The organism is Telluria sp. PB2R4 (genome assembly GCF_059685695.1).
The window spans coordinates 415,002-428,057 of record NZ_JCASIC010000001.1; the positions used below are offsets into that span (position 1 = coordinate 415,002).

Annotated in this window: 14 protein-coding genes; 4 read left to right on the forward strand and 10 right to left on the reverse strand. The window is 65.9% G+C overall.

Annotated features, from left to right (window positions below):
• Positions 1 to 77 precede the first annotated feature (77 nt).
• The 6 genes from AC56LU_RS01720 to AC56LU_RS01745 form a co-directional block, all read right to left on the reverse strand.
• Entirely contained in the window at positions 78 to 1,214 is a 1,137-nt protein-coding gene (locus AC56LU_RS01720) for a GGDEF domain-containing protein (RefSeq protein WP_497173861.1), read from the reverse strand.
• 108 nt (positions 1,215 to 1,322) lie between these two features.
• Entirely contained in the window at positions 1,323 to 2,231 is a 909-nt protein-coding gene (purU, locus tag AC56LU_RS01725; RefSeq protein WP_497173862.1) for a formyltetrahydrofolate deformylase, read from the reverse strand.
• Between the two features lie 271 nt (positions 2,232 to 2,502).
• Positions 2,503 to 2,742 carry a hypothetical protein gene (locus tag AC56LU_RS01730; RefSeq protein WP_497173863.1) on the reverse strand — a complete coding sequence of 80 codons (240 nt, stop codon included), beginning with the start codon at positions 2,740 to 2,742 and terminating at the stop codon, positions 2,503 to 2,505.
• A 622-nt stretch (positions 2,743 to 3,364) separates the two neighbouring features.
• Complete coding sequence (locus AC56LU_RS01735; protein WP_497173864.1) at positions 3,365 to 3,796, reverse strand: hypothetical protein; 432 nt, start codon at positions 3,794 to 3,796, stop codon at positions 3,365 to 3,367.
• A gap of 303 nt (positions 3,797 to 4,099) precedes the next feature.
• Positions 4,100 to 4,846 (reverse strand): LytR/AlgR family response regulator transcription factor, encoded by a 747-nt coding sequence (locus tag AC56LU_RS01740; RefSeq protein ID WP_497173865.1) that lies wholly within the window; start codon positions 4,844 to 4,846, stop codon positions 4,100 to 4,102.
• Positions 4,843 to 6,045 carry a sensor histidine kinase gene (locus AC56LU_RS01745; protein WP_497173866.1) on the reverse strand — a complete coding sequence of 401 codons (1,203 nt, stop codon included), beginning with the start codon at positions 6,043 to 6,045 and terminating at the stop codon, positions 4,843 to 4,845. Before AC56LU_RS01745 ends, AC56LU_RS01740 begins: the two co-directional genes overlap by 4 nt.
• A 156-nt stretch (positions 6,046 to 6,201) precedes the next feature.
• On the opposite strand from AC56LU_RS01745, the gene AC56LU_RS01750 reads away from it, so the two are divergent.
• Positions 6,202 to 6,738 carry a GNAT family N-acetyltransferase gene (locus AC56LU_RS01750; RefSeq protein ID WP_497173867.1) on the forward strand — a complete coding sequence of 179 codons (537 nt, stop codon included), beginning with the start codon at positions 6,202 to 6,204 and terminating at the stop codon, positions 6,736 to 6,738.
• On the opposite strand, the gene AC56LU_RS01755 is transcribed toward AC56LU_RS01750, so the two are convergent.
• From AC56LU_RS01755 to AC56LU_RS01765, 3 genes are all read right to left on the reverse strand, one after another.
• Entirely contained in the window at positions 6,704 to 7,168 is a 465-nt protein-coding gene (locus AC56LU_RS01755) for a hypothetical protein (protein ID WP_497173868.1), read from the reverse strand. The genes AC56LU_RS01750 and AC56LU_RS01755 overlap by 35 nt on opposite strands.
• Before the next feature lie 41 nt (positions 7,169 to 7,209).
• Entirely contained in the window at positions 7,210 to 9,099 is a 1,890-nt protein-coding gene (locus AC56LU_RS01760; protein ID WP_497173869.1) for a putative bifunctional diguanylate cyclase/phosphodiesterase, read from the reverse strand.
• 115 nt (positions 9,100 to 9,214) lie between these two features.
• Positions 9,215 to 9,736: an ankyrin repeat domain-containing protein gene (locus tag AC56LU_RS01765; protein WP_497173870.1), complete on the reverse strand. Its 522-nt coding sequence runs from the start codon at positions 9,734 to 9,736 to the stop codon at positions 9,215 to 9,217.
• Positions 9,737 to 9,973: 237 nt separating this feature from the next.
• On the opposite strand from AC56LU_RS01765, the gene AC56LU_RS01770 reads away from it, so the two are divergent.
• From AC56LU_RS01770 to AC56LU_RS01780, 3 genes are all read left to right on the forward strand, one after another.
• Positions 9,974 to 10,675, forward strand: coding sequence for a pirin family protein (locus AC56LU_RS01770; protein WP_497173871.1), 702 nt, complete (start codon positions 9,974 to 9,976; stop codon positions 10,673 to 10,675).
• 16 nt (positions 10,676 to 10,691) lie between these two features.
• Complete coding sequence (locus AC56LU_RS01775; RefSeq protein ID WP_497173872.1) at positions 10,692 to 11,075, forward strand: OsmC family protein; 384 nt, start codon at positions 10,692 to 10,694, stop codon at positions 11,073 to 11,075.
• A gap of 86 nt (positions 11,076 to 11,161) precedes the next feature.
• Positions 11,162 to 12,103, forward strand: a complete 942-nt coding sequence (locus tag AC56LU_RS01780) for a class I SAM-dependent methyltransferase (RefSeq protein WP_497173873.1) — start codon at positions 11,162 to 11,164, stop codon at positions 12,101 to 12,103.
• On the opposite strand, the gene AC56LU_RS01785 is transcribed toward AC56LU_RS01780, so the two are convergent.
• Positions 12,082 to 13,050 (reverse strand): LysR substrate-binding domain-containing protein, encoded by a 969-nt coding sequence (locus tag AC56LU_RS01785; RefSeq protein ID WP_497173874.1) that lies wholly within the window; start codon positions 13,048 to 13,050, stop codon positions 12,082 to 12,084. The genes AC56LU_RS01780 and AC56LU_RS01785 overlap by 22 nt on opposite strands.
• Positions 13,051 to 13,056 lie beyond the last annotated feature (6 nt).

Consider the following 13,056-nt stretch of genomic DNA (forward strand, 5'->3'; position numbering starts at 1 on the left):
CATCCGTGCAAGGACAGGAAGCGGAGTAGCATCGGCTTGCCGATTCGGTAGCGGTTGGCGATACCGCGTGCCGAAACCTAGGCGGCCAACGGTTCCGCCGCCTCGACCCGGTCGCGGCCATTGCGCTTGGCCGCGTACATGCGCTTGTCCGCGGCGTCGATGAGAAGCGACAGCGAGGTAACGCCGGCGCCGTCTGCGGCCACCCCGAAACTGGCGGTCGCGTGGACCGGCGTGCCGCCCGGGACGGTCTGGACCGGGCTGGCGCCGAAGTGCGTGCGCAGCCATTCGGCCACCCGGACCGCCTCGTCCAGCCCGGTGTCGGGCAGCACCAGCAGGAACTCTTCGCCGCCGTAGCGCACCGCGCTGTCGATGCCCTCGCGCGCCACCGCCTGCAGCAGTCCTGCGAATTGCAGCAGCACAGTGTCGCCGGCGGCATGGCCGTGGGTATCGTTGATCGCCTTGAAGTTGTCGATGTCGCACAGGACCACGGCCACGGGCCCGGTGGTTGTGTCCATCAGCCGTTCGTACAGGTAGCGGCGGTTGTAGCAGCCGCTCAGGTGGTCGCGCTCGGCCGCGTGCTGCAGCACCCGCTGGGCGCGGTATTCCTCGCGCACCACGACGTTATAGCGGCGCGCGGCGAGCGCGCCGAAGGTGTTCACCAGGGCCAGCAGCATGCCCATGGTCAGCAGGTCGGCGAAGCCCATGCCGGCGTAGGCCAGCGTCAGCACCAGGAAGCCGGCGGTTGCCGTCGCGGCGATGGCCAGGGCGTAGGCGTGGCGGTTCGGGATGTACAGGTAGATCACCAGCAGCATGATTCCAAGCGACATCGCGTGCCAGTGAAACTCGCCAGGACGGTGCACCGCGATGAACATGAAGCAGGCCAGGGCCACGGTTTCGGCGATGCTGGCCGCCAGGCGGGTCGCGCCGATCGAGAGCGGCCGCCGCCAGGCCAGCCAGGCGCAGCTGCCGGCGGTCACCGCTACCAGCAGGCGCGCGCCCAGCAGCAGTGCCGTGTCGGGGACCATGCCCAACGCCGCCAGGTCGGTGGCGAAAAAGCCGAGGAAATACAGGCTGCAGAAAAGCAGCGTAAAGGCAAGCTCGGCGCGGGTGCGGCCGAGGTGGTGGGCGAGGTAGGCCGATTCGGTGGCGCGCTGCTGGAACTCGGCGCTGAGCGGGGCAATGGTCAGGGCGTCGGGACGGATGGGACGAAGCACGGTGTTCTTTTCCGGAGTGCAAACTGCATCCCGGATTATTGCATTCGCAAGACGCACAAATGCTCACCGAATGTAACCATACGGCAGCTTTGTCAGAGCGCAGCGATGTCAGGGCCCGCGGAAAACGATCGTCTTGTTCCCGTGCAAGAACACCCGGCGTTCGATGTGGAATTTCACTGCCCCTGCCAGCGCCATGCACTCGTTGTCGCGCCCGACGCGCACCAGCTGTTCCGGCCTGAAGTTGTGGTCGACGCGGGTGACCATCTGCTCGATGATCGGGCCTTCATCCAGGTCCGGGGTCACGTAGTGGGCGGTTGCGCCGATCAGCTTGACGCCGCGGTCGAAGGCCTGGTGATAGGGCTTGGCGCCCTTGAAGCCGGGCAGGAAGGAGTGGTGGATGTTGATGCAGCGGCCTGCCAGGCGGCGCGCCAGCTCGTCCGACAGGATCTGCATGTAGCGCGCCAGGATCACCAGCTCGGCGCGGGTCTCCTCGACCACCTCCAGCAGCCGGGCTTCCTGCTGCGCCTTGTTTTCTTTGGTCACCGGCAAGAAGATGAAGCGGATGCCTTCGCGCTCGACCATGGGGCGCAGGTCGAGGTGGTTCGAGACCACGGCCGTGATCTGCATATTGAGTTCGCCGTTGCGCCGGCGGTACAGCAGGTCGTCCAGGCAATGGTCGTCCTTGGACACCATGATGACCGTTTTTACCGGCACCAGCGGGTCGTGGATCTGCCACTGCATCTCGAGCCTGGCCGCGCAGCCGGCGGCGAATTGCTCGCGGATGGCGTCGATGGCGGGCGAGCCCGCCTGCAGCCGGAACACCGCGCGCATGTAGAAACGCTCGGTGGAATCGTCGTCGAACTGCTCCAGCGCGCAGATGTAGCAGTCGCGCTCGGCCAGGAAGGTGGCCACCGCGGCCACGATGCCGATGCCGGCGCGGCAGCTGGCGTTGAGAATGTATTCGGTCGGCGCGTGCGGCGGCCGGGCGCCTTCATTTGGGGTCGAGTTCGAGGTCATGCAGTCGTCTTGTGGTTGCTGGTCGGTTGGATGCCTGCGCATTTGCAGGTGGCGTGGAAGGCGTTGCGATGGATGACCGCAGGCCCGGGCGCCGCCGTGCAAGCCTCGTGGACGAGGCAGACGTTGCTATTCTAGCAGCATGTCCGATGCGCGCCCTGGCGTCAAGGCGTGCACGATACGGAACAAGCGCAGGGCGCGACGAACGGCCTGCGCCATCGCATTAGACGCCTGCGTGACTCCACGCCGCAGCGTGGATGTCCTGCCGATTTGCCTAAGCGCGGCTTGCCGGATCCGCCCGCCGTTCAGGAGGATCACCTTCCTCGAAGCCTGCCACGAACAACATCAGCAAGTCCCCGGCGACTTTCTCGTCGCCCGCTTCCAGCAATTCATTCGCGATCCTGGTCAGCTCGATCGGGCTGGGGGCAAGGTCCAGCTTATCGATGGCATGTCTTGTCACCTTGCCGAGCTGGAACGCCAACTCGGCAGTCATGGTTTTTTCTGTGGCACTCATTCACACTCTTTCATCCTGGGTCTGCGCTTATGCGCACGAAGGCGCGTCGCAGTCGAACCTGCTCGCCGGACGGAGCATAGCAGGTTGCAGTCAAGGCAGGCCACGGGTGTGGTGAACGGCTGAAAACGACCCAAAGCCGACCCTAATCGGCTGTCGCAAGAACTTTGCAGCTCTTGAGCCATAACCATGCGCAAATACCCCCCGCTCCAGCTGTGAAGCCGGCTCCGCCAGCGATTGCAATAGATATTGCTCGGACCGGAGCGCTGTCTCCTAGCAACGCATTGAGAATGAAATGCGTGGCGATAAACATCGCTGCCATGATCGACCCAATTTTGCCCACCCGCCATCCGACGTAGCGCCATCGTTCCGTCCACAGGGCCCACATGACTCCTACCGCTACCAATGGGCTAATGACAGCGCAAAGTAAGAAGCCTAAAAAGAGCGAAAAGGTAAACGGCATACTTAACTCCACTGTTGACTACTTCGACCGCCAGAACGTGCGCTTCTGGCCGAGGCAGGCCGTTCAGCTCAGCATATCAGCTCGTCAGGGCGGAAAAACCGCTGACTGTCACATGGGGCAGGAACCGAACCATAGCGCGCATGCGCGAATCACGTATCGAGATCAGTCGACAATCTCGACATTGGCATCAAGCCAAACCGTTGGCTTAGCTCCCAATATAGAGACAGGATTTGGGCTCAGACTGAACTCGATCGACTTGGTGGAACCCTTCACTCGCACTTCTGCCCGCGAATCGGCCAATGGTTGTGGCCCACATATATCCGGACAGCCGGGGACGGCGTCTGGTGGAACTACGCCTACGTACGCGTGCACAAAGCTGCCGGTCTTTGGCGACACCGCCTTTACTCCCGATATCGATACAGGCAATTTCTGTCCGTCCTTCACCATGCTGCAGCCTTGAATCTCCGCACCGTAAAAGCGCGCAGCATGGCCTTCATCGGCATAGACAGGAATCGTCCCGCTGACCTCGCATAGTTCAGTAATCCTGAATACCGTTCCATCTGCTGCCTCAACCAATTGAACCTTGACAGTCATCCTGGCTTTGCGCAGCAGAGGAGGTTGTGCCGGCGGAGGAGGGATTGCTAGCGCCAGCGATGTACTTGCGAACAGCAAGCTCGCTAATGCGCAATTCCGAGATATAACCCGCGGTAAAGCTGCTGAGAGCCTGTAGTGTTGCACTCGCAGTCGCAATACGTATTTGCTCATTTGTTTGTCACTTCTCTGATCTGTATTGGCCACTACGCGATGTCCGCTCCGGGGCCGGTAGCGAACCGTCGAAAACGTTCAATGCATAAACATGTTCCCGCATCGAAAGACCCCACGGGTTCGCCGGCGCCCTCAATCCCTGAACAAGTGCGTGAATGTCCGGCTCACCGGCAGCTTTTCGTCGCAGCCGCGCAGCAGCACCTGCATGCGCTCCGCGTCCAGCCTCTCGACCGCGGCGATGGCACGAACATTCACCAGCGTCGCCCGGTGGATCTGCCAAAAGCGCTCGCCGTCCAGCCCGCCCAGCAGGTCCTTCAGTGGAATCCGCACCAGGGCCTCGGAACCGGCCAGCACCACCCGCGTGTATTTGGTGTCCGACTGGAAGAACAGCACGTCGTCGACATCGATCAGGCGAATCTGCTTGCCGACCGTGGCTTTGATCCACTTCATCTTCTCGCTGCGGGCGCCAGGCAGGGCGGTCTTCAGGTGGCGCAGCAGGTCGCCCAGGTCGGCCGGGGGGTTGTTCAGCTTGGCGCGGATGCGCGCCAGCGCCCGTTCCATGCGGTCGGGCTGCACCGGCTTGAGCAGGTAGTCGACCGCGCCGGCATCGAACGCCTCGACGGCGTACTGGTCGTAGGCGGTGACGAACACCACGTGGGCGCTGTCGCCGATGCGCTCGGCGACTTCCAGTCCCGACAGGCCCGGCATGCGGATGTCCAGGAACACCACCTCCGGCGCGTGCTCGAGGAAGGCATCCCAGGCGTCATTGCCGTTTTCGGCCAACGCCACCACCCGGGCCTCGGGCCAGCTCGATGCGAGCAGCCCGGCCAGGCGTTCGCGCATGAGCGGCTCGTCTTCGGCGATCATCACCCGGGTCATGCCGCCTCCGTGACGGCGAGCGGGATGCTCAGTTCGGCCACCAGTCCGGGCTCGGCCTCGCGCAGCTCCAGGCTGGCCTCGTCGCCGTAGGCCAGCTGCAGGCGCCGCCGTACATTGTCCAGGCCCGCACCGCTTCCCGGCGTGGCGCTCATGCCGACGCCGCTGTCCTGCACGCGGATGCGCACCTTGCCGCCATCGCTTTCGGCCGCGACGCGGATCTCGCCGCCGCGCAGCGAAGGCTCGATGCCGTGCTTGATCGCGTTTTCCACCAGGGTCAGCACCAGCATGCTCGGTACTTCGATCGATGCGAGTGCGTCGGGCAGCGCGATGTCGAATCGCAGCCGCGCACCCATGCGGGCCTGCATCACGCGCAGGTAGGACTCGACCGTGCCGAATTCGCTCTTCAAGCTGAGCTGCGCGCTGCGCATGTCGCTGAAGCTGGCGCGCAGGAAGGCGATCAGGTCGGCCGTCAGGGCGGCGGCGCGCGGGGCGCCGTCGGCGGCCAGCTGCTGCACCGCACCGAGGGTGTTGAACAGGAAATGCGGCTCGATCTGCGCGCGCAGCATGCGCAGTTTCGATTCAGCCAGCTCGCGCGCCAGCCGTTCGCGTTCGGCGTCGCGCTGGAGCTGCTCCATGAGCACCGCATGTTGGCGGCGGCGGTAGAGTCCCAGCATCGCCAGCGGTACGGCAGCGAGGACGCCGATGAGGGCCACTATCGGCACAGTGCGGGCAAGTTTCGGCAGCTGTTCCGCCAAGGGGCGCGCGTCGCCGAGGGCGATGCCGATAAACGCGCCCAGCACGCCGCATAGCAACCCAATGAAGAACCGACGGCCGTTCTTGGACGCCGCGCCGGAATTGAACCAGACACCGACACAGCCGGCGAGCAGGCCGAAGCCCATCATGTTGGCGGCGACGATCGGCGCGATCCAGCTGCCCTTGTCGAGGACCAGCTCCAGCAGGACGCCTGCCAGCGTGAAGCCGGCGGCAAATGCGGCGAGCGTCAGCCACAGGCGCCGGCCGCGATAGGTCAGCGAAAACGCGCGCAACTGCTGGCGCTCGACCGGCGACAGCGCCGCAATGTTGTTCGCCATCTTGCGCCGGTAGCCCGGCGCCACCCGGGCTGCGAGTTCCGGCCGCTCCATGATGGCCAGGTGTTCCCGTTCGAGGTCGTCGTACCAGTCAATGATCTTGCGCCACATCGTGCTCTCCTTGTGTTCAATATAAGGCAATGTGGCTAGTCTAGGAAAGGCCCCGGGCCCGGCAAAGCACCAGGCGACGAACGACGAACCAGTGGCGACGGGTGACGATGGCGGGGCGCAGCGTGCTACCATCCGTCCCTTTGTCCGGTCCGTTCCATGCAGCCCGCATATCCCCACTACATCCGTCCCATGCGCGCGGACGACCTCGATGCCGTCCTTGCGGTGCAGGCGGCCTGTTATCCGCCCGCGATGCAGGAAGCGGCGGGCGTGGTGCTGGCGCGCATGGAAGCTGCAGGCGACACCTGCGTGGTTGTGGAAGACGTATCGGGCGTGTGCGGCTACCTGTTCGCCTACCCGAGCCGGTTGGGGAATGTAACGCCGTTGGGGGCGGAGTTCGAGGTGGCGGGAGATGCCGACACGCTCTACCTGCACGATTTGTCGGTGGCGCCGCGTGCGCACGGCCGCGGCCTGGCGCGCAGGCTGGCCGGCTGCCTGCTGGCGCAGGCGCGCGGCTTGCCCTGGTCGGCGCTGGTGTCGGTGCAGGAGAGCGCCGGTTTCTGGACGGCGCTCGGCTACGAGAAGAAAGCACCGGACTGCCCGGAGGCGCGCGTCGCCCTGGCGGGCTATCCGGGTGACGCTTGCTACATGGTGCGCGCGCTTATTGCACCCGGCGCACCTTCGCCGAGCTGTTAGTGCCCGCGACCTTCAAGAACAGGGTGCCGAACACGTTGCGCTCGATCGTGACCTTCTGATCGCGAACGCGCGGCAGCACAGCTTCGCTGCCGTCGACGATGCGCCAAACCTGGCCGTTGGCGAGGCGGATCTGGGAGCCCGGCCCCCAGCCCTGGAACTCGCCCGCGATGGTGCTGGTGATCGAGCTCGGCTCCGCTTCGCGCTGCTTCTTGACTTCGATGCCGAAGTTGTCTTCCTTGCGCGCCGCCACGGCGCTTGCCGCCTGCGGCGCTGTGCCGACCTGGATCGCGTCGTAGCAGGCCAGGCGCGCGCCGGTGTCGAGCAGGGCGCGGCACTTGAGTACAGCCTGGTCCGACATACCGGCATCCGCCAGGGCGGCGCCGGACAGCAGCAGGAGGGGCAGGGCGAACAGCTGGGGCAGTGCTTTCATTGTCATCCTTCGGGTTGTTTACACATGTTACGTGCGCTGGATTATATCGGCACGGCGGCGTAACCCCGGATGAATGCGGCACAATCTTCCCCGGCCAGCGGCCGCGAATAGTAGTAGCCCTGGATCTGGTCGCAGTCCGCCTTGCGCAGTTCGGCGACCTGGCCGACGGTCTCAACCCCCTCGGCGATCACCGACAGCTGCAGCCGGTGCGCCATCGCGACGATGGCCTGCACGATGGCGGCCGATTCGGCGCTATGCGCCATGTCCTGCACAAAGGACTTGTCGATCTTGAGTTTGTCGATCGGCAGGCGGCGCAGGTAGGCGAAACTCGAGTAGCCGGTGCCGAAATCGTCGATGCTCAGCATGACGCCCAGCTCGCCCAGCCCGCGCATCACGACCACGCTGCGTTCCGGATCGGCCATCGACACGCTTTCGGTCAATTCCAGTTCGAGCAGCGCCGGTGACAGTCCTGACTCCTGCAGCTGCCCGCCGATCATGGCGATCACGTCGCTCTGCAGGAACTGGCGTGCCGACAGGTTGACCGCCACCGGCGCCAGCGGCAGGCCTTGCGCGCGCCAGGCAAGCAGCTGGGTGACCGCGCTGCGCAGGACGAACTCGCCGATCGGCACGATCATCCCGCTTTCCTCGGCGATCGGGATGAATTCGTCGGGCGGAATGACGCCGTATTCCGGATGGCGCCAGCGCACCAGCGCCTCGAAGCCGGCCAGCAGGCCGCTGCGCAGGTCGACCTTGGGCTGGTATTGGACGAACAGCTCGTCCTGGTCGATGGCGCGCCGCAAGTGGCTCTCCAGGGTGAAGCGGCGGCCGTGCTCGGTGCGCAGTTCGGGCGTGAAGCGGACAATGGCGCCGCGGCCCTGGCCCTTCGCGTGACGCATGGCGGTGACGGCGTTGTTGAGCAGGGCGTCGGCATCGTTCCCGTCCTGCGGCAAGGACGTGGTGCCGATGCTGCAGGTGAGCGCGATCTCGCCGTCGGGCGTCGGGATCGCCCGGTTGGCGGCCGCCATGATGCGGTCCAGCGCAGGGTCGAGGGAATCGGCCGGCCCGGCGCGCTCGCCGCGCGCATGCAGCAGCAGCAGGAATTCGTCGCTGCCGGCGCGCGCCAGCATGTCGCCTTCGCGAAGCAGCGCCTGCAGGCTGGTGGCCAGGCCCACCAGGATCTCGTCGCCCGCGCGGTGGCCCAGTGTTTCATTGAAGCGCTTGAAGCGGTCGATGTTGATGCAGGCGACCAGGGCCGGTGTACCGTCCGCATGCCAGTTGGCGACACTGTGCTGGATGGCGCGCAGCATCGCCTGGCGGTTGGGCAGGCCGGTGAGCAGGTCGTGGGCGACCAACCAGGCCAGGTCGCCGGAACCCGGGGCGTGGTCGTCCCGCGCCTGCGGGGCATCCTGCAGCTGTTCGCTCAGTGTCTGCGCAGCCATGGCGAGCTGGCGGTGGTAGACCAGTTGCTCGACCATGCGCGCCAGGTCGCGCAGCGCGTCCAGGTCGGCCGCGGCCAGCTTGCGCGGCTTGCGGTCGATGACGCACAGGGTGCCGATCTTCTTGCGCTCGACCGAATACAGCTGCACGCCGGCGTAGAAGCGCAGGTGCATGGACCCGGTGACCAGTGGATTGTCGACGAAGCGCGCGTCCTGCGCCGCGTCGGGCACCACCAGCGGCTCGTCTGCCAGGATGGCGTGGCCGCAGAACGAGATCTCGCGCGGGGTCTCGCACGCGTCCAGCCCGGTGCGCGACTTGAACCACTGGCGGTCCTTGTCGACCAGCGACACCAGCGCGATCGGCACCCCGAGCAGGCGCGCGGCCGTGCGGGTGACGCGGTCGAAGCTTTCCTCGGGAGCGCTGCCGAGCAGCCGGGTCGCGTGCAGCGCGGCGAGGCGTTGTGCTTCATCCAGTGGAATGCGGGGTCTTTCCATTGTGTCTGCCTTGGTGAACCGATGGGTTCGTCCACGAGTTACGTCAGAACCATTACGCCAGAACGAGTGAGAGTTTGCAATCTTTCCGAATTCAAACGAACGGCTGTAAATATCCTCATGCCAGGCCAGCCAGCAGGGCGGCCGTGTCGGGCGCACCCATGCGCCGGGCCGCCGCCAGGGCCGTGACGCCTTCCGCGTCCGGCACTTGCGGATCGGCGCCGTGTGCCAGCAGAAGCCGGGCGATGTCGGCGCGGTTGAACATGGCCGCGAACATCAAGGCGCGCTTGCCGTTCGGCCCGGCCGTGCCGACCTGCGCGCCGTGCTCCAGCAGCAGCTTGGCCACCGCCAGGTCGCCCTTGAAGGCGGCACCGCCTAGCGGGGTCTGGCCGGCGTCGTTCATCAGTTCGGGGTCGGCTCCGTGCTCGAGCAGCACGCGTGCGGTGTCCGTATGGCCGTGGTAGCAGGCCAGCATGAGCAGGCTGTCGCCGCGCTCGTTGCGCAAATTTGGCGGCAGGCCCTGTGCCAGCAGCCCGGCCAGCGCTGCGGTGTCTCCGGCGCGCGCATGCTGGAACACCCTGCGCACGAAGGCTAGCGTAGCTTCGTCGAGCGTGTTCGGGTCGGGAGGGGCGGATTGCATCGGCGGCTCCGTGAATGGCGGTGGGAAGATTAGAGCATATGGCGACCAATCCCGTTGTACGCCCAAGCTGCCGATGTTCGAAAATTTCGACCATTCGACGGCAAATTACTCGTTTTTCATTCCAGGAACCGACGCGCATAATGACTCCATCGCATCGAGCACAAGCGAATTGCGGCCAGCCGGGAACGAAGGCGGCGATCGAGACGCTCGATGATTACCCATCACAAGGAGAACACCATGTCGAATGTACGTAAAAGCAATGAACGCGGCGCCGCCAGCTTCGGCTGGCTGAAATCCCAACACAGCTTCTCGTTCGGCCACTACCACGACCCGAAGCACATGGGTTTCGGCCCGCTGCGCGTCATCAACGAAGACCACGTCTCGCCGGGCCGCGGCTTCGAGTCGCACGGCCACCGCAACATGGAAATCATCTCCTACGTGCTGGCGGGCGCGCTGGAACACCAGGACAGCATGGGCAACGGCTCGGTGCTGCGCTATGGCGACGTGCAGCGCATGAGTGCGGGCAGCGGCGTGGTGCACAGCGAGTTCAACCACTCGAAGGAAGAGGGCGTGCACTTCCTGCAGATCTGGATCGAGCCGAACACCACGGGCGAGCCGCCGGGCTACGAGGAAAAGCATTTCGATGCAGCATCGAAGCAGGGCCGGCTGCGCCTGATCGCGTCGAACGACGGCCGCGAGGGTTCGGTATCGATGCGCCAGGATGCGTCGATCTACGCCACGATCATGAATGGCGACGATGCGCTGACGCACGGGCTGGCCGCGGGGCGCCAGGCCTACGTCCACGTGATCCGCGGCCGTGCCACGGTAAACGGCGTACAGTTGCAGGGTGGCGATGCGCTCAAGGTCACCGAGGAAGACAAGCTGCGCCTCGAAGGGGCCGAAGCGGCCGAGATCCTGGTCTTCGACCTGCCACGCTGACAAGGAGGGTGTCACCATGGAAGTGCACGCACAAAAAGGAAACGGCAAGCTGCAGCAGGTGATCACGATCGGCAGGCACGCCTTGCTGAGCGACGCCCCGGAAGCGCTTGGGGGAGAGGATACCGGTCCGGAGCCACACGACCTGCTGGCGGCGGCGCTGGCCGCCTGCACCACGCTGACGGTGACGATGTACGCGCGGCGCAAGGGCATGCTGCTGGACGACGTACGGGTGCGGATCACCCACGGACCACAGGACGGCGGCTACGCCTTGCAGCGCCACATCGACTACGTCGGGGCGCTGGGCCAGGAAGACCGCCAGCGCCTGACGGACATCGCGAACAAATGTCCGGTGCACAAGACCTTATCTGGCACGATCCGCATCGACACCGTGGCATCCTGAGGGGCGCGCGCACGATTGGCAGCGCGGTGCACGGCAGCGGCGATTGGCATACTATCGCCCCTGTCAGCAGGTTGAGGGAGGCCGCCATGCCCGATTCGTCCCGTCCGCTCCTGGTAAAACGCGATCACTGCCCCGGTTGCCGGCGCACGTCCGCCCGGACCTTGTTCCGCGAGCCGCTGGACAGTCCCGGCATCACCCGCTACATGCAGGCGCACTACGGGCGCCGGGTGGAGCGCGACTTCGCCGGCTACGACTACGAACTGGCGCAGTGCGCGCACTGCGGCCTGGCCTTCCAGGCCCAGGTGCCGGCGCCCGCGCTGCTCGAGGAAATCTACGACCACTGGCTGCCTGCCACCGAGCGCGAGGCGGTGGCGGCGCGTTGGGGCCTGGACGACTACCGCTACCTGGCCGAGCAGGTGCAATTCATGCTCGACCACTTCCGGCTGCGGCCCAGCGCCATCAAGGCGCTCGACTTCGGCTTCGGCTGGGCCGAATGGGCGAAGATGGCTTGCGCCCATGGTGTCGACGTCTGCGGTGCGGAACTCTCCCAGGTGCGCATCGACTATGCGAAGTCGGTCGGCATCCCGGTGGTCGATTCCTCGAGCCTGCCGCACAACGAATTTCACTTCATCAATACCGAACAGGTGTTCGAGCACCTGCTCGAGCCCGGCGACATGCTGGGACGCCTCGCCAGGGCCCTGCGGCCGGGCGGCCTGGTGAAAATCAGCGTGCCCAATTCCGCCAGGTCGATCCGCAAGCTGCTCGGCGCCCGGGATTTCGGCGCCCTGAGCGAAGGCGACATCATGGCCATCGCCCCGTTCGAGCACATCAACGCCTTCACGGTCGATTCGCTGGGCGCACTCGGGCGCGAGGCCGGACTGGTGCCGCTGCGGCCCTCGCTGCGCAAGCTGTATCACGCCAGCAGCGGCTGGATGGAACCGAAGGCGGCGCTCAAGACCCTGGCGCGCCCGGTCTACCGCCACCTGTACCCGAAAAGCACCTTCGTCTATTTCGCGCGCCCGGCCTGAGCCTGCCGCGCCCAGCCGGCCCGCTCGGCCTCGTGGCAATGGCGCGTGATCATGCGTGCGAACGGCGGCTGCTCGCGCATGCGCTTGAGCCACCAGGCCAGCGCGGCGCCGTCTTCGCCGCTGCGCCAGGCGAGGTAGAAGCTTTCTTCCGGCTTCGGTTCGAGCACCTCCTTTTCGACCAGCAGCCCGGCCTCGATCGCGGGCCGCGCCCAGGCTTCGGGCAGGAATCCGACACCGATGCCGCGCAGCTGGAAGGCGTACTTGGTCTCCATGTCCGGCACCGCCAGCATGTCCTGGCCGAACAGCAGGCCCACGGTGCGCGGCCCGAGCTGGCGCGCCGAGTCCGACACCGCCACCGCGCGGTGGTCCAGCAGGTCGGCCTTTTCCAGCGCACGGTCGATCGCGGCCAGCGGATGCCCCGGCGCCACCGCGAACACGAAGCGGCTGGTGCCGATCGGCTCGGCGGTATAGCCGCCGCCCGAAGGGCCTTCGCCGGCCGCGCCCACCAGCAGGTCGACCCGGCGGTCGAGCAGCGCGTCCCAGGTGCCGGACAGCACCTCGGTCACCAGGCGCAGCCGGGTCTGGTCGGCCACCGCATAGAAGGCTTCGATATCCGCTTGAAGGCCGCTGGGGGTGAGCATCGAGTCCATGCCGATCGACAGCTCGGTTTCCCAGCCGGAGGCGACGCGGCGTACCCGCGATTCCAGGTCGCCGGCGGCGCGCAGCAGGTAGCGTCCCTCCTTGAGCAGCTCCTTCCCGGCCGGGGTCAGGGACACCTTGGGGCCGAAGCGGTCGAACAGGCGCACGCCGAGGTCGTCCTCGAGCTTGGAGACGGTGTAGGAAATGGTGGAGGGAACGCGGAACAGCTCCTTCGCGGCGCCCGCGAACGAGCCCTTGCGGGCGATGGTTTCGACGATTTCGAGTGCATCCAGGCTGAGCTTCAGCAATTGCGG